We start from the raw sequence: 15,942 nt of genomic DNA on the forward strand, positions 1-15,942 counted from the left end.
GCTCCAATCTGTTTGTTCGTTAAAGCCGTTTACACAGCGGCTGCGCCTGCCACGATTTCCGACAACTCGGTCGTAATCGCTGCCTGACGCGTCTTGTTGTAGACCAGCTTCAACTCGCTGATGACGTTGCCGGCGTTGTCGGTAGCGGCCTTCATGGCCACCATGCGCGCCGATTGCTCGGACGCCATGTTTTCCGCAACTGCCTGGTACACGAGGGACTCCACGTAACGAACCAGCAGTTCGTCGATGACGCTTTGAGCGTCAGGTTCGTAGATGTATTCCCACGATGCACCCGTCTTCTCGGCTTGCAATTTTTCGGACGACAGGGGGAGCAGTTGCTCCACCACCGATTCCTGCTTCATGGTGTTGATGAACTTGGTGTACGCCAGGTACACCGCGCTCAGCTTGCCTTCAGCATATTGGTCCAGCAACACCTTGACAGGCCCGATGAGCTTGTCGAGGTGAGGCGTGTCGCCCAAGCCTGTAGCGTGAGAGACCACCTTGGCACCGACACGGTTCAGGAAACCCAGTCCCTTGCCGCCAATGGCCACTGCATCTGTCGCAACACCCGCATCCTGCAGTTCGCGCAACTTGTTGGTGACGACACGCAACACGTTGGTGTTCATGCCGCCGCACAAACCCTTGTCGGTCGTCACCACGATGACGCCGACCTTCTTGGCATCGTTCACTTGCATGAACGGATGCACATATTCAGGGTTAGCTTCGCCAAGATGGGCTGCAATGTTGCGGATTTTTTCGCTATATGGACGGGCAGCCAGCATCCGGTCCTGCGCCTTGCGCATTTTGGATGCAGCCACCATTTCCATGGCTTTGGTGATCTTCTTGGTGTTTTCCACCGATTTGATCTTGCCGCGTATTTCCTTACCTGCTGCCATGATGACTCCTCGCCGGTATTAAGCGAAGGACTTCTTGAATGCAGTAATGGCTGCAGTCAGTTCAGCTTCGTCCTTGCCTTCCTTGTCGAAAGCACGCTTTTCGTTCAGACGGTCGAGCAGAGCGCCGTGGCTGGTCTTCAGGAACTGGTGCAGACCAGATTCGAAGGGCAGCACTTGCTTGACTTCGATGTCGTCCATGAAGCCCTTGTTCACTGCGAACAGCGAAGCAGCCATCAGAGCGGTCGACAGAGGAGAGTACTGAGCCTGCTTGAGCAGTTCGGTCACGCGGGCACCGCGGTCCAGCTGCTTGCGGGTTGCATCGTCCAGGTCGGAAGCGAACTGCGCAAAGGCAGCCAGTTCACGGTACTGAGCCAGGTCGGTACGGATACCGCCGGACAGGCCCTTCACAACCTTGGTCTGAGCGGAACCACCCACGCGGGACACCGAAATACCGGCGTTGATAGCGGGACGGATACCGGCGTTGAACAGGCTGGTTTCCAGGAAGATCTGGCCGTCGGTAATCGAAATCACGTTCGTGGGAACGAAAGCGGACACGTCGCCAGCTTGTGTTTCGATGATAGGCAGAGCGGTCAGAGAACCGGTCTTGCCCTTGACTTCACCCTTGGTGAAGGCTTCGACGTAGTCGGCGTTCACGCGAGCGGCACGCTCCAGCAGACGGCTGTGGAGATAGAACACGTCGCCGGGGAAGGCTTCACGTCCGGGGGGACGACGCAGCAGCAGCGAAACTTGACGGTAGGCCACGGCTTGCTTGGACAGATCGTCATAAACGATCAGAGCGTCTTCGCCGCGGTCGCGGAAGTATTCACCCATGGTGCAGCCAGCGTAGGCCGACACGTACTGCATGGCAGCGGATTCAGAGGCGGTGGCAGCCACGACGATGGTGTAGTCCATCGCGCCGGCTTGTTCCAGAGAGCGCACCACGTTCTTGATCGAAGAAGCCTTCTGACCAATAGCCACGTAGATACAGATAACGCCCTGGCCCTTCTGGTTGATGATGGCGTCGATAGCGACAGCCGTCTTACCAGTCTGACGGTCACCAATGATCAGTTCACGCTGACCACGGCCCACGGGAACCATGGAGTCGATGGACTTGATACCGGTTTGCAGGGGCTGATCCACGGATTGACGTGCGATCACGCCAGGAGCGACCTTCTCGATCACGTCCGTCATCTTGGCGTTGATGGGGCCCTTGCCGTCGATAGGCTGACCCAGGGCGTTCACCACGCGGCCGACCAGCTCGGGGCCCACGGGCACTTCCAGGATACGGCCGGTGCACTTGACGGTGTTGCCTTCTGCGATGTGCTCGTAAGCACCCAGAATCACGGCGCCCACGGAGTCGCGCTCCAGGTTCAGAGCCAGACCGTAAGTGGGTTGACCGTCGGCGCCTGCGGGGAATTCCAGCATTTCGCCAGCCATCACGTCCGACAGGCCGTGCACGCGCACGATACCGTCAGTCACCGACACCACGGTGCCTTGGTTACGGACGTCAGTGCTAGCAGCCAGCCCTTCGATGCGGCTCTTGATCAGTTCAGAAATTTCTGCGGGATTGAGTTGCATGACTCTTTCCTTCTTTCTTGTGTGTTAGCCGAGACCTCAAGCGCATTACGCGGTGAGGGCCGCTTTCATTTGTTCCAGACGGGCCTTGACGGAGGTGTCCAGCACCTCGTCGCCCACCACGACGCGAACGCCACCGATCAGCGATTCATCGAGCTTCACGGTGAGATTCAGCTTGCGGCCAAAGCGCTTTTCCAGCGTGGCGCCAAGCTCGGCCAGCGCTGCATCCTCAATCGGGAAAGCGCTGTACACCACGGCATCCGAAGAGCCGCTCTTGCTGTTCACGAGGCTGCGGAACTGGGCTGCCACTTCAGGCAGCACGTCCAGACGGCCGTTTTCGAGGACCACACGCAGGAAGTTGCGTGCGGACTCGGGCAATGCCGACTTGGCCACACCCGTGATGAGATCGAACACTTGCGCGTCGCTCACGTTCGGGTTGTCGGCCAGTTGGCGCAATTGCGGATTGGCGGCAATCGCCGCCAATTCCTCCACCCAAGCGACAGTGCTGTTCAAGTCTGCAGCCTTGTCGGCGCAGGCTTTGAACAATGCTTCGGCGTAAGGGCGGGCAATGGTGGCGAGTTCTGCCATTTTTTGCTTTCCTTACAGCTCTGTCTTCAGGCGGTTCAGCAGATCAGCGTGGATACCGGCATTGACTTCCTTCTTCAGGATCTGCTCGGCACCCTTGACGGCCAGCGCTGCCACTTGCTCACGCAGGGCTTCACGGGCAGCAATGGCTTGCTGGTCAGCTTCAGCGCGGGCAGCAGCAACAATCTTGTTGCCTTCTTCTGTCGCGCGGGCCTTGGCTTCTTCAATGATGGCCTGGGCGCGGCGTTCGGCGTCCGCAAGCCGCGAAGCTGTTTCGTTGCGCGTCTGGGCCAATTCCTGTTCGACACGCTTGTTGACAGCGGTCAGTTCGGTCTTGGCCTTGTCGGCAGCAGCGAGGCCATCGGCGATTTTCTGGGCTCGCTCATCCAGTGCCTTCGCAATCGGGGGCCACACGAGTTTCATCGTGAACAGCACCAGGATCAGGAAAACAATGGCCTGAACGAACAGGGTCGCGTTGATACTCACGGCAACACCTTTCTATTTAGGGCGTTGATCGGAGCTTAGGCCACCAGTTGGAAGGGGTTGGCGAAAGCGAACAGCAGGGCGATAGCAACACCGATCAGGAAGGCGGCGTCGATCAGACCAGCCAAGATGAACATCTTGGTTTGCAGTTCGTTGATCAGCTCAGGCTGACGTGCCGAAGATTCCAGGAACTTGCCACCCATCAGGGCGATACCGATCGAAGCGCCGATAGCGCCCAGACCAACAATCAGACCACAAGCCAGAGCGACGAGACCGAGAACGTTTTCCATGATGACTCCTAGGGATTAAAGGAAAGAAAGGTTGAAGAGGGAAAGGTCAGTGAGCTTCATGTGCCTGGCCGAGGTAAATCAGCGTCAGCATCATGAAAATGAAGGCCTGCAGGGTAATCACCAGGATGTGGAAGATTGCCCAGATAGAGCCTGCAATGATGTGCCCCACGGGGAGCAACACACCAGAGAGCGACATAGCCGCCGCACCACCCATCAGGGCAATCAGCATGAACACCAACTCACCAGCGTACATGTTGCCGAACAGTCGCATGCCATGCGACACGGTCTTGGCAACGTATTCAATCACCTGCATCAGCAGGTTCACCACGCCCAGGATCAGGGCGAAGACGGGATTCTTGGAAGTGCCGAACGGTGCAGTCACCAGTTCATGCGCCCAGCCGCCCATGCCCTTGATCTTGACGCTGTAGAACAGGCACAGGACCAGCACGGCGAAGGACAGGCCCAGCGTGGTGGACAGATCGGCGGTAGGCACGACACGCAGATAGGCGTGTTCGTCGGCGGTAGCGCCTTGCCACAGATAGGGCAGCAGATCCACGGGCAGCATGTCCATGGCGTTCATCAGGAAGATCCAGACGAAGACGGTCAGTGCCAGAGGAGCGATGAATTTGCGCGATTGGGCGTTGTGGATATTGGCCTTGGCCTGGTTGTCCACCATCTCGACCAGGATTTCCACGGCGGCCTGGAAGCGGCCGGGCACACCGGAAGTCGCCTTGCGGGCAGCCAGCCAGAGCACGAAGATGCCGAGCAGACCCAGAACGCCAGCCACCACGATCGAGTCGTAGTTGATGACTGAGAAATCAATGACGGACTTCTGCTTGATGTTTTGCAGGTGTTGCAAGTGGTGAACGATGTATTCACTTGCAGTTGGGGCGTGCGCATCAGCGGCCATCGTCAACTCTCTTCTTAAGCTTCAGTTTTTCGGACACTGGATCGCACCAGCAGTGCAACCCAATACGTTTTCATCACAACAATCAAACCGGCCAGCAACGCCAGCCAACTGAGATCGGGAACCAGCTTTGGCGCAGCCGCCAGCATCGCGATGCACAGCACCAGCTTCACCAGTTCCCAACCGAAAATCCCCGCCATGGCCGCCCCGGCACCTCCCGGCCGTTGACGAACCACACCTCTTGCAAACAGCGCTGCGGGCAACACGACCGCCAGCGCTCCATACGCCGCCGACCAGCCTGCGGCTGCACGCCCCGTCATCAACCACGACAGCAAAGCCACGATAACGCCGACCAGCGTCTGAACGATGACGATGCGCCAGACCGAAACCTGCGGAAAGCGCGAACGCCATGCAGAGGCTTCTTGTGCAGTCAGGGGCTTGAAGTCTTCAACTTCGTCCTCATCCTGAAAATCAGCGGGCATGTTTGTCATGTTTTCTTTCACACCGCTGACCAGGCAAGACTTTTTTACAAAGCCTCTGATTATAAGTAAAAACCCCCGTCGTTAGATAGGGGTTGATACTGTCATGCGCAAAACGTCTTTGACAAGACCTGAGGGTTGTCGCTGAGTGACAACATCTGCCACCCTCAGCTTTGGTGCGGCGCGAGTGTGCCCTAATTGAAATACCTGATTACCCTGAATTGTCTGCCGCCTGCCAGGGGCTTTGCCGGTTTGCCGGCCTCGCCAAGCCATGGATTAGGCCCACGCGCGCAGGGCTGCCCGGCGTGGCGCACAATCTTTCTTACTCATTGACCGGCTGTTTCACCAACGGCAATTTTTCATTCCAGCCAAGGACTCTTCATGAGCGACACGCCCAACCCATCTGCCGCCAACGAGAACGGCCAGCAAGAAGACCCGCGCAAGGATTCGCTGATCGAGTATCCGAGCCAGTTCCCCATCAAGGTGATGGGCGTCAAGAATGAGCATCTGGTGCATGAAATCACCAAGATCGCCGAAAAATTCGACCCCAGCTTTGACGCCAGCACGGTGGAGCTGCGCCCCAGCTCCGGCGGCAACTACCTGGGCGTGACCATCACCATCACGGCCACCAGCCGCGAACAGCTGGACGATACCTACCGCGCACTGACCTCTCACCCCCTGGTGAAGGTCGTGCTGTGAGCAACAGCCCGATTGCTTCCGCCTTGCAGCCCCCCGAAGCCATGGATCTGCGCTTTCTGGGGCGCACCGGCTATGAAGCAACGGTGGCCGCGATGCAGGAGTTCACGCGCACACGCAACTCGGCCACACGTGACGAAGTATGGGTATGCGAGCACTCACCCCACTTCACCCAGGGGCTGGCCGGCAAAATTGAAAATGTTCTGAACCCCGGCGATATTCCCGTGGTGGCCACCAATCGTGGCGGCCAGGTGACCTATCACGGCCCCGGCCAGGTGGTGGCCTATCCACTGCTGGATCTGCAGCGCATGGGCTACTTCGTCAAAGAGTATGTGTACCGGCTGGAAGATGCGGTGATCCGCACGCTGGAGCATTTCGGCGTCACCGGCCACCGCGTGGCAGGCGCCCCCGGCATCTATGTGCGCCTGGACGATCCGCGCAGCCATGCCATGCTGGAGCAGCGTCCGCAACATCGCGAACCGGGCAGCCCGGCACCCGAGCCCCATTTCGAGGGTCTGGGCAAGATTGCCGCCCTGGGCATCAAGGTCAGCCGCCACAGCACCTACCACGGAGTGGCCCTCAATGTCGATATGGATTTGGAACCTTATTTGCGAATCAACCCTTGCGGATACGCAGGGCTGAGGACGGTGGACCTTTCTACAATCGGCGTACAGACAACCTGGGACGAGGCCGCATCCGTGCTGGGCCGCCAGCTGAAGGCGCGTCTCTCACCCTGAAGGCAAGATCATGAGCACCAATGAAGTCGTGCGCGAAGCGCAGTCCGCCGAAAACTACAACCCGCTGGCCAAGCAGAAGGCTGCTGCCAAGCTGGCACGCATCCCCGTGAAGGTGGAGCAGGCCGAAGTCCTCAAAAAGCCGGAATGGATCCGCGTCAAGGCCGGCAGCCCCAGCACGCGCTTCTACGAAATCAAGGACATTCTGCGCAAGAACAATCTGCACACGGTCTGCGAGGAAGCCAGTTGCCCGAATATCGGCGAGTGCTTTGGCAAGGGCACGGCCACTTTCATGATCATGGGCGACAAGTGCACGCGCCGCTGCCCCTTCTGCGACGTGGGCCATGGCCGCCCCGATCCGCTGGACGTGAACGAGCCGCTGAACCTGGCGCGCACCATTGCCGCGCTGCGCCTGAAGTACGTGGTGATCACCAGCGTGGACCGCGACGACCTGCGCGACGGCGGCTCGGGCCACTTTGTGGAATGCATCAAGAACATCCGCGAGCTCTCTCCCGAGACGCAGATCGAGATCCTGGTGCCCGACTTCCGCGGCCGTGACGACCGCGCGCTGGAAATCCTCAAGTCGGCTCCGCCCGATGTGATGAACCACAATCTGGAAACCGCGCCGCGCCTGTACAAGGAAGCACGCCCCGGCTCCGACTACCAGTTCAGCCTCAACCTGCTCAAGAAGTTCAAGGAACTGCACCCCGATGTGCCGACCAAGAGCGGCATCATGGTGGGCCTGGGCGAGACGGACGAGGAAATCCTGCAGGTGATGCGCGATATGCGCGCCCACAACATCGACATGCTGACCATCGGCCAGTATCTGGCGCCCACCAACAGCCACCTGCCCGTGCGCCGCTATGTGCACCCCGATACCTTCAAGATGTTCGAGCAGGAGGCCTACAAGATGGGCTTCACCCACGCCGCCGTGGGCGCCATGGTGCGCTCGAGCTACCACGCCGACCAGCAGGCCCATGCCGCCGGCGTCTGAGCACCGAAGACAGCACTCACAAAAGCAGCCCCTGTGGCTGCTTTTTTCATGCCCGGATGCCATGAGCAGTACTGCACGCTCCAGTATTTGCCAAAAATAAAGCTCCTGAATAAGGAGCTTGCTGCGCTTTTCTGGCAAAGCTTACATAGCCAATTCATAGCAGTATCGTTGCAGATCATGCGCTAAAAGCTATGAATTTTGATAATCCACTGTTTACATCGAAAAAACGCCTGGCTAACCGGCAAACCGCTGGCTGGCAAAAACGACTGCAGGCTGAACAGGCCCGACGAGTCGCCCCACGATGAAACTGAGCCATGCAGCGCTGGATACCCCACCAGAGTCCTGTGCTGCAAGCTGGGATGGATAGTAACATCAAATGAGAATCAATATCAATTAATTTTCGTTTTCCACAAAAAGAAATCTCCAAACACCTGTTTTGCGGCCATTTCGCAACCGTTGGCACCTGCAGCCACGGCGCAGGCGGGTCTCAGCAACACTGCAGCACCAGCCGCACTCGGTCGAAGCGACGTGCGCGCAGGTCGTCGCGGCGCATCCACAGATAGACCTGGCCTCCATCGCCCCAGCCCATGCCGCCTTTTTCATCGCTGCCGATCTGCAGCAGCAACAGCCACTGCGTTGCGGTATCGCGTACGGCCCGCGTGGCCTCGTCCGCGTAGGCATCGCCATTACCGCAGTAATGCCCTGCAGCAACCAACGCGCATTCGGTCTGCATATCACCCTGGACAGGCGTGGGCCAGCCGCCGATGCGATGGCAGCCGCTGTCCTCTCCGCCGCTGCTGGCAGCGTTTTGTGCGTCATCGAACCACCATTCGACAAAGCGGTCACGCTGCTCCTCGTCAAGCGCCAGGCCCTGCGAATCCCACTGAGCGCTCTCCAGGGGCAAGGCCGTGATGCAGGCATGCAGTTCGCAGGCCATAGGTGCGAGCCGGCAATGATCGGGCAGCTCTAGCAGCGCCGGCGGCTGCGGGCGCCGCTCGAGCTCGGCATCGCCCTCGGAGAAGATCAACTTCAGCGCACAGGCATCGGCAGGATTGAAACCCCAGGGCTGCTCCATCAGGTCGTAGAAGACGGACAGCAGCCCGGACTCGGGGAAATCCGCATCCAGAGTCCCGGCGGAGCGGGCTTCGGCGAAGTTGATCTGCGCCACAAAGCTCAGCGGAAAAGTGCTTTCAAGCCTTGCGACGTGCTGCAAGGCCTCTTTGCGAAACAGCAGTACTTGCTCGGGTCTGGCCCATCGCCAGCGGCTGTCGGGAGCAAGGCTGTCTTCGCGATGGGGCTTCACCCGCTGCTCATGGTCCGGATAGCGCCCTCGCTCGGGCCAGGCCACACCGGCTGGCAGGTCGGGACAGCCGCCAAGTTTGGTGCTGCCGGACGCAATCTCCGCTTCATCCTCCACCGCTGTGGTCTGCAGCCACACGGCCGGCCTGGCTTGTTCAGCCAGTTGCTGCGCAAGCGCTGCATCTTCCAGCACCGGCTCAAGCGCACGGGCGATTTCCTGCGAATGTGCGTAATTCATCCATCCCTTTTCTGCCTGCCTCGAGGCCGCTCCCTGGGTTCTTCAGGGCGCCAGCATCTGCGCAGGGCATTCGCTGCCCAGTACCTCGCTGGCCCAGGGTGCCAGCTTGCTGGAGTCCGCACGCAGCACCTCCTGCTTGACGGCCAGAATCTGCGCGGGGTGCATGGAAAAGCTGCGCAGCCCCAGGCCCAAAAGCAGCCGGGTCATGCTCAGATCACCGGCCATTTCGCCGCAAACGCTGACTTCCTTGCCTGCGGCATTGGCCGCTGCGATGACCTCCGCCACCAGGCGCAGCACGGCCGGATGCATGGGGTCGTAGAGGTGGGCCACGGTTTCGTCGGCACGGTCGATGGCCAGCGTGTACTGGATCAGGTCGTTGGTGCCTATGGACAGAAAGTCGAAATATTGGAGAAAGCTGCGTACCGTCAGGGCGGCCGCCGGGATCTCGATCATGGCGCCCAGCTTGACCGGGCCGTAGGCCACGCCGCGCACATCGAGCTCATGCTGCGCCTGGCGCAGCTGGGCCAGGGTCTGCTCGATCTCGCTGCGATGGGCCAGCATGGGAAACAGCAGCTTGATCTGCCCATGCGCTGCCGCGCGCAGAATGGCGCGCAGCTGGGTGCGGAACATCACGGGGTCGGCCAGACTCCAGCGTATGGCGCGCAGGCCCAGCGCGGGGTTGAGGTAGTAGTCCTTGGGCTGAGCCTTGTCCAGCGGCTTGTCGGCCCCCACGTCCAGCGTGCGAATGGTGACCGGCATGCCTTGCATGCCGTCTATGGCCTCGCGATAGGCACGGTACTGCTCTTCCTCGCCGGGCAGATTGCCGCTGCGCCCCATGAACAGAAACTCGGTACGGAACAGCCCCACCCCGACTGCGCCAGCACGCACGGCAGCAGCCCCGTCGCTGGGCTGCTCGATATTGGCCAGCAACTCCACCTTCTGCCCATCCATGGTCAGGGACGGCGTGTAGCGCAGACGGGTCAGGCGCTCGCGCTCCAGCTCGGTCTGGCGCTGGCGAAAGCTGTACTCCGCCAGGATGATGGGCGTGGGGTCCACGATGACCACGCCCTCGTTGCCGTCGATGATGACCCAGTCGTCCTGGCGAATCAACTGGCTTGCGGCCCGCGCGCCAACCACGGCCGGAATGTCCATGCTGCGCGCGACGATGGCCGTGTGGCTGGTCTTGCCGCCCACGGCTGTGATGAAGCCCGCAAAGACCTTGCTCTTGAACTGCAGCATGTCCGCTGGCGACAGATCCTGCGCCACCAGCACCAGCGGGGTTTCCGTGGTGACGTCGAGAGGCAGCTGCTGTCCATCGGTTGCAGGCACGGCGCCCATTGGAGCCAAAGGTGGTGCAACCTGCGCAAGCGGACTGGCCGCGCCCTTCATGTGGCGCAGAATGCGCTCCACGACCTGCTCCAGATCGGCCTTGCGCTCGCGCAGGTACTCGTCGTCCATCTCGTCGAACTGGCGCGAGACGATTTCCAGCTGCGTGGTCAGCGCCCATTCGGCGTTGTAGAGACGCTCGGATATCCAGTTGCGAATGGCCTCGGCCAGTGCCTGGTCCTGCAGCAGCATCAGATGCACATCGAGCAGCGCATCCAGCTCGCCAGGCGCATCCTTGGGCATTTCTTCCTGAAGCCGGCGCAACTCGTCAATCACCGCATTGCGTGCCGTGCGGGCACGCTGGATCTCCGACTCCACCTGATCGGGCCGGATGAAGTAGTGCACCACCTCCATGCGACTGGAGGCCACAACGACCGCGCGCCCGATGGCAACCCCTCGGGAGACGGCCAGGCCGTGGATGGCAAATGTCATAGCGAATGCCCTTTCGCGAATTTCGCGATTGCTTTTTGCTTGCTTCTTGCTCTTGTTTTTGCAGCAGTCAGCGCCAACTATCGCTGCACTACAGCATCAAAGCCGCTCTACTTCATTGACAGCAAGACCCTGCCTGCTATCAAAAGAGCTAATCGTCAAGCTGCCACCTGCGCGCGGTCAAGCCGCGGCACAGGTGAAGCAGCCTTTACTGGCCTTCGCCAAACTTGTCGTTGATCAGGGCCACCAACGCATCCGTGGCTTCCTGCTCCTGTGCGCCATCGGTTTCCAGCTCCAGCTCGGAGCCTATGCCTGCCGCCAGCATCATCACGCCCATGATGCTCTTGGCATTGACGCGGCGCTCGCCCTTGGTCAGCCAGACCTCGCAGGGGAAGCTGCCGGCCAGCTTGGTGAGCTTGGCCGATGCACGGGCATGCAGGCCCAATTTATTGCTGATGGTGATATTGGTCTTGATCATTAGAAGGTCGTGCGCTTTGATTTTGTCGGGAACTGCCGGCTACCTGCATCACTCCTTGGCTGCCGCCCACCATGGCCCGTGAGACCAGGGCATCCAGCGGCTCATGCCGATAGCCTATGGAGCGCAAAAGCATGGGCAGGTTCACGCCCGCCACCAGCCTGGCCTGCAACAGGCCCGTGAGACGCTGGGCCACGTTACAGGGTGTGGCACCGAACAGATCGGTCAGCACCAGTGTCGGTGCATCCAGCCCGCCATGCGCCACCAGCATGGCCAGGGCACGCTCCAGCGTGGCCTCGGGCGCCTCATCGGAAGGCACGTCCAGGGCCAGCAAGTCGTCAGCGCTATCGGCAAACACATGCAGCGCGCATTCGCGCAATGCAGCGGCCAGAGGAGCGTGAGTGAGCAAAAGAATGCGCGTGGTCATGTAGTCACAGTTCTTGATAGCAAATTATGGCTTGTCGCCGCCGTCAACAAGGGCAATGAGGTGGATGAAGCGCAAGGGTCATGATCTGGATGCGGGCTTATTGCAACTGCAGGCCCGAGAAAAACAGCTCGGCCTCTGCAGGCATGGCCTTGTCAGCGTAAATCACCGCGTGATAGACCCTGGCGCCGCCGCCTTCCAGGCGAGCGAACCAGAGGCCATGCCCCACCACCTTCTGTCCGCTCGGGCCCTGGCCTTCGAACGTGATGCGCAAGGACTGCGGCAGATTCAGCGCCCCCTTGGGCACCCATGGACCGTCTCCCTTGACATTGAGCTTTGTCGCGACGCCGTCTGCCGACTTCAGCTGCTTGAGCACCGCCTGCTGCCAGAACGTCAGAGCCTCGGCCGCGCGGGCGGGCTCGGCCACGGCAAAATGCGATACCGCATAGGTCGCGCCCCGGGCCTCGCAGCCCACCACCGACAGCGGCACCTGGCCCAGGCCCAGATCGACAGGGCGGCTGGCCGTCTGCGCATCGCAGGGCAAGAGTGCTTGCAGCGGCGCATCCTTGAGCTGGGTGGTACGCCAGTTCAGTGCCGGGCTGCAGGCGGCCAGCAGCGCACCGCTGACCAGTAGCGGCGCAGCCCAGAGTCCGGTTTTCTTCATGGCCCATTATCGGCAGCGGCACGGGCCCGACTTGTCACGCAAGCCTAGGGTTGACCCGTGGGTCAAGCAGTAAGAACTGAACTTTCGGCGTGTTTGACACACCAAACCACAGATCAGCAAGGTGCTGAAGATTTGTGCACAATCAATCTCTATGGCAAGCAAACATTGGATCGCAGGCATTGTGGCGGCCGCCGTCATCGGCGTCGGGGCCTGGGTGTATTCGGGCGCAGGGCAAGCCGCGGCGCCGCAATCCACCTTTGTGCTGCTGGACGGCAGCCAGAAAACCACCGCCGACCTCAAGGGCAGGGTGACGCTGGTGAACTTCTGGGCCACCAGCTGCACCACCTGCGTGGCAGAGATGCCCGAGATCATCAGCACCTACCAGAAGTACCAGGGCAAGGGCTTTGACACCCTGGCCGTGGCCATGAGCTACGACCCGCCCAGCTATGTCGTGAACTTCGTCGAATCGCGCAAGCTGCCCTTCCAGGTCGCGCTGGACAACACCGGCAACGTGGCCAAGGCATGGGGCGATGTGCAACTCACCCCCACCACCTTCATCGTCAACAAGCGCGGCGAGATCGTGAAGCGCTATATCGGCGCACCCGACTTTGAGCAACTGCACAAGCTGATCGAGAAGCTGCTGGCAGAACCGGCTGCAGCTTGATTAAAAACCATAGCTCGCAACGCTTTATAGCAGGTCACTTCAACATCAAAAGTGCCTAAAACATAGAAATAGCAAGCGACAGCAGCTCACAAAAAAAACCGACCATTGGTCGGTTTTTTCATGCCTGGAGCATCGAGCAAAGGCCGCTCCGCGGCGAAGATGCTGTCCCCTGGGGAAGCCGCGCAGCGGCTCAGGGGGCTACTTATTCCGGAAGCTGTCGTGGCAGCTCTTGCAACTATTGGCGGCCGGGCCGAAAGCCGTCTTGAGATTGTCCAGATTTCCGGTCTTGGCGGCAGCGTTGAGCTTGACGACTTCTGCTTCCATCTTGCCCGACAGATCATGGAACTTGGCCTGCTCCTTCCACACCTCAGGTTTGGCCTTGCCGCCTTCGGTGCCGGCGCCGAAGCCGGCCCAGGGCAGCTTGGACATGAAGGCCACAATTTCCGCACTTTCCTGCGCGCTCTTGGCATCAAAGGGCATCTTGCCATTGGCCATGGCGCCCAGGCGACCGAAATGCGTGCCCAGCACGCTCAAGGCGCTCTGGCGGTATTTGATGGCATCTTCAGCCTTGGCGAACTGTGCCGAGGCAGGCAGGGCCACGGTGGCAACCACAGCAGCGAATGCCAGAGTGGAAAAAGCTTTCATCGGGGTATCCTTTCTTGGTTCTGCAGCCTGCCGCAGGCGGCTGCCCGACCAGTATGGCAGAGTCACCCAAAGGCCGCGATTTGGGCTTGCAGCCCTGCCAGGGCACAATGTCCGGGTCCATCAGCCATGAAAAAGCCATGACAGAGTCCGCCACACAAGCCTCCACGGAAATCCACAGAATTCGGATCTGGGACCTGCCCACCCGCCTGTTTCACTGGCTGCTGGCAATCTGCATCGTGGCCCTGGTGGTCACTGCCAAGATGGGCGGCAATGCCATGAACTGGCATCTGCTGCTGGGACAGGTGGTGCTGGCCTTGCTGATCTTTCGCATTCTCTGGGGTTGGGTGGGCGGGTACTGGTCGCGCTTTGGCAGCTTCATCCCTTCTGCGGCAGCCATGAGCCGCTATATGCGCGGCACTTCGACCACGCAGGACCGCGCAGGCCACAACCCCCTGGGTTCACTGTCCGTGATCGCGATGCTAATCGTGCTGATGGCGCAAATCGCAAGCGGGCTGATGAGCGATGATGAAATTGCCTTCAGCGGACCGTTGACGCGTTTTGTCTCTGGCGAGCTGATCTCCAAGGCCACCAACTACCACGCCCACTGGGGCCAGTACCTGATTTACGCACTGGTCGCACTGCATCTGCTGGCCCTCATCGGCTACAGCCTCAAGGGCGACAAACTGGCCCCGGCCATGGTCACGGGCGACAAATTGCTGGAGGAACCCGTTGCTGCGAGCCGCGACACCGCCAGCACCCGGGTTCTGGCTGCGCTGCTGGCCGTGGTGGCAAGCTCTCTTTCCTGGTGGGTCCATCAACTGGGGCAGAGTGCTGCTTTCTGAGTTCTGACGCTGCAGGCAGCGGCTTTAACCATGTAAAGCACTTGCCGCTACACTGGGCCTTCTTTCATCATTGCCTAGTTGCCGTGGACAAGCCTGCCGTGGACTTGCTGACGCCCAGCCTGGAGGAAATAGGTGCTGTGCGCCAGATCTTTCAGGAGTATGCGGACAGCCTGAACATCGACCTGGAATTTCAAGGATTCGAATCCGAACTCGCCGCCCTCCCTGGCGAATATGCTGCGCCCCGTGGACAGATTCTGCTGGCTCGCGTGGATGGCAGCATTGCGGGCTGCTGCGCACTGCGTCCTCTTGACGACTCGGACTACCCCAATGCCGCTGAGATGAAGCGCCTGTTCGTGCGCAAGGCTTTTCGTGGCTTTGGCCTCGGGCGTCAACTGGCCGAAGCCATGCTCGATATTGCCCGCCAGGCTGGCTATGACCATGTGCTGCTCGACACACTGGACGATATGGAGTCTGCCCGCGCGCTGTATGTGGACCTGGGCTTCGAGCCCATCGAACCCTACTATCACAATCCGCTTCCAGGCGCACACTACCTCAAGGCCGACCTTTTCTGAGCCCGAATGCAAAAAGGCATTGCCAGTTTGGCAATGCCTTTTTTCTGTGACGCCGCGCAAAGCCGCCTTGCGGCGAGAGCGTCACTCCCGCGCGCAGCGGCTCAGGGCTTCAGCCATCAAGCCTTGGCTTGAGCCAGCATGGTGCCAGCATCGCTGACTTCAAACTTGCCGGGAGCTTCCACGTTCAGGGTCGCAACCTTGCCGTCCTTGACCAGCATGGAGAAGCGGTTGGCGCGCAGGCCCAGGCCCTTGCCGTTCAGGTCCAGCGTCAGGCCGGTCGCCTTGGCGAATGCCGCATCGCCGTCGGCAATCATGCGCACCTTGCCGGCCACCTTCTGATCGCGGCCCCAGGCGCCCATCACGAAAGCATCGTTCACGGCCAGGCACCAGATTTCGTCCACGCCCGCAGCCTTGAGCTCTTCAGCCTTGGCCACATAGCCTGGCAGATGCTTTTCGGAGCAGGTGGGCGTGAATGCGCCGGGCACGGCAAACACGGCAATAGTCTTGCCGGCCAGAGCCTCGGGCAGCTTCACGGGGTTGGGACCAAGGCTGCAGCCATTGCCTTCCACTTCCACATATTCCATCAAGGTCACTGCGGGCAGGGCATCACCAACTTTAATCATGACTATCTCCTTTGTTGCAAAGCACGGACCGCATTCTTGGCG

General features: G+C 60.3%; 20 protein-coding genes. 6 read left to right on the top strand and 14 right to left on the bottom strand.

The window, feature by feature from the left end:
* Positions 1–29: 29 nt before the first annotated feature.
* Genes atpG through ACWGXF_RS08725 form a run of 7 tightly spaced genes read right to left on the bottom strand, consistent with a single transcriptional unit; the run spans position 30 to position 5,218 of the window.
* On the bottom strand, positions 30–896 hold the full coding sequence (gene atpG / locus ACWGXF_RS08695) for a F0F1 ATP synthase subunit gamma (RefSeq protein WP_003065400.1): 867 nt from the start codon (positions 894–896) through the stop codon (positions 30–32).
* Between the two features lie 18 nt (positions 897–914).
* A complete protein-coding gene (atpA, locus tag ACWGXF_RS08700; RefSeq protein WP_003065402.1) occupies positions 915–2,474 on the bottom strand; it encodes a F0F1 ATP synthase subunit alpha in 1,560 nt (519 codons plus the stop codon).
* A gap of 45 nt (positions 2,475–2,519) precedes the next feature.
* On the bottom strand, positions 2,520–3,059 hold the full coding sequence (locus ACWGXF_RS08705; RefSeq protein WP_003065404.1) for a F0F1 ATP synthase subunit delta: 540 nt from the start codon (positions 3,057–3,059) through the stop codon (positions 2,520–2,522).
* Between the two features lie 12 nt (positions 3,060–3,071).
* On the bottom strand, positions 3,072–3,542 hold the full coding sequence (locus ACWGXF_RS08710) for a F0F1 ATP synthase subunit B (RefSeq protein ID WP_003065405.1): 471 nt from the start codon (positions 3,540–3,542) through the stop codon (positions 3,072–3,074).
* Between the two features lie 35 nt (positions 3,543–3,577).
* On the bottom strand, positions 3,578–3,829 hold the full coding sequence (gene atpE / locus ACWGXF_RS08715) for a F0F1 ATP synthase subunit C (protein ID WP_003059376.1): 252 nt from the start codon (positions 3,827–3,829) through the stop codon (positions 3,578–3,580).
* A gap of 46 nt (positions 3,830–3,875) precedes the next feature.
* Positions 3,876–4,739: a F0F1 ATP synthase subunit A gene (gene atpB, locus ACWGXF_RS08720; protein ID WP_003065408.1), complete on the bottom strand. Its 864-nt coding sequence runs from the start codon at positions 4,737–4,739 to the stop codon at positions 3,876–3,878.
* Between the two features lie 14 nt (positions 4,740–4,753).
* On the bottom strand, positions 4,754–5,218 hold the full coding sequence (locus tag ACWGXF_RS08725) for an ATP synthase subunit I (RefSeq protein ID WP_003065409.1): 465 nt from the start codon (positions 5,216–5,218) through the stop codon (positions 4,754–4,756).
* A 378-nt stretch (positions 5,219–5,596) separates the two neighbouring features.
* Here ACWGXF_RS08725 and ACWGXF_RS08730 point away from each other — a divergent pair, with 378 nt between their 5' ends.
* Genes ACWGXF_RS08730 through lipA form a run of 3 tightly spaced genes read left to right on the top strand, consistent with a single transcriptional unit; the run spans position 5,597 to position 7,639 of the window.
* Positions 5,597–5,914 carry a YbeD family protein gene (locus ACWGXF_RS08730; protein WP_003065410.1) on the top strand — a complete coding sequence of 106 codons (318 nt, stop codon included), beginning with the start codon at positions 5,597–5,599 and terminating at the stop codon, positions 5,912–5,914.
* Positions 5,915–5,955: 41 nt separating this feature from the next.
* Positions 5,956–6,648 (top strand): lipoyl(octanoyl) transferase LipB, encoded by a 693-nt coding sequence (gene lipB / locus ACWGXF_RS08735; protein ID WP_256631298.1) that lies wholly within the window; start codon positions 5,956–5,958, stop codon positions 6,646–6,648.
* 10 nt (positions 6,649–6,658) lie between these two features.
* On the top strand, positions 6,659–7,639 hold the full coding sequence (gene lipA, locus ACWGXF_RS08740) for a lipoyl synthase (RefSeq protein ID WP_003059385.1): 981 nt from the start codon (positions 6,659–6,661) through the stop codon (positions 7,637–7,639).
* A gap of 487 nt (positions 7,640–8,126) precedes the next feature.
* Here lipA and ACWGXF_RS08745 read toward each other — a convergent pair whose 3' ends face one another.
* From ACWGXF_RS08745 to ACWGXF_RS08765, 5 genes are all read right to left on the bottom strand, one after another.
* Complete coding sequence (locus ACWGXF_RS08745) at positions 8,127–9,176, bottom strand: YwqG family protein (protein WP_012836774.1); 1,050 nt, start codon at positions 9,174–9,176, stop codon at positions 8,127–8,129.
* A 42-nt stretch (positions 9,177–9,218) separates the two neighbouring features.
* The gene (gene ptsP / locus ACWGXF_RS08750; protein WP_039050687.1) at positions 9,219–10,994 is read right to left on the bottom strand and encodes a phosphoenolpyruvate--protein phosphotransferase; all 1,776 of its coding nucleotides are present in this window, start codon (positions 10,992–10,994) and stop codon (positions 9,219–9,221) included.
* A gap of 205 nt (positions 10,995–11,199) precedes the next feature.
* Positions 11,200–11,469, bottom strand: coding sequence for an HPr family phosphocarrier protein (locus ACWGXF_RS08755; RefSeq protein WP_034359051.1), 270 nt, complete (start codon positions 11,467–11,469; stop codon positions 11,200–11,202).
* Entirely contained in the window at positions 11,438–11,893 is a 456-nt protein-coding gene (locus tag ACWGXF_RS08760) for a PTS sugar transporter subunit IIA (protein ID WP_003065414.1), read from the bottom strand. Before ACWGXF_RS08760 ends, ACWGXF_RS08755 begins: the two co-directional genes overlap by 32 nt.
* Before the next feature lie 97 nt (positions 11,894–11,990).
* Positions 11,991–12,554, bottom strand: coding sequence for a hypothetical protein (locus ACWGXF_RS08765; protein WP_087865513.1), 564 nt, complete (start codon positions 12,552–12,554; stop codon positions 11,991–11,993).
* Between the two features lie 151 nt (positions 12,555–12,705).
* On the opposite strand from ACWGXF_RS08765, the gene ACWGXF_RS08770 reads away from it, so the two are divergent.
* Positions 12,706–13,218, top strand: coding sequence for a TlpA disulfide reductase family protein (locus ACWGXF_RS08770; protein ID WP_039050689.1), 513 nt, complete (start codon positions 12,706–12,708; stop codon positions 13,216–13,218).
* Positions 13,219–13,416: 198 nt separating this feature from the next.
* On the opposite strand, the gene ACWGXF_RS08775 is transcribed toward ACWGXF_RS08770, so the two are convergent.
* Positions 13,417–13,863, bottom strand: a complete 447-nt coding sequence (locus tag ACWGXF_RS08775) for a c-type cytochrome (protein ID WP_003065417.1) — start codon at positions 13,861–13,863, stop codon at positions 13,417–13,419.
* Between the two features lie 137 nt (positions 13,864–14,000).
* Here ACWGXF_RS08775 and ACWGXF_RS08780 point away from each other — a divergent pair, with 137 nt between their 5' ends.
* The gene (locus tag ACWGXF_RS08780) at positions 14,001–14,705 is read left to right on the top strand and encodes a cytochrome b/b6 domain-containing protein (RefSeq protein WP_256629617.1); all 705 of its coding nucleotides are present in this window, start codon (positions 14,001–14,003) and stop codon (positions 14,703–14,705) included.
* 83 nt (positions 14,706–14,788) lie between these two features.
* Complete coding sequence (locus tag ACWGXF_RS08785) at positions 14,789–15,277, top strand: GNAT family N-acetyltransferase (RefSeq protein WP_003065419.1); 489 nt, start codon at positions 14,789–14,791, stop codon at positions 15,275–15,277.
* A gap of 116 nt (positions 15,278–15,393) precedes the next feature.
* Here ACWGXF_RS08785 and ACWGXF_RS08790 read toward each other — a convergent pair whose 3' ends face one another.
* Positions 15,394–15,900, bottom strand: a complete 507-nt coding sequence (locus ACWGXF_RS08790; protein ID WP_003065420.1) for a peroxiredoxin — start codon at positions 15,898–15,900, stop codon at positions 15,394–15,396.
* Positions 15,901–15,942 lie beyond the last annotated feature (42 nt).

It is taken from the genome of Comamonas sp. HJ-2 (assembly GCF_053615495.1).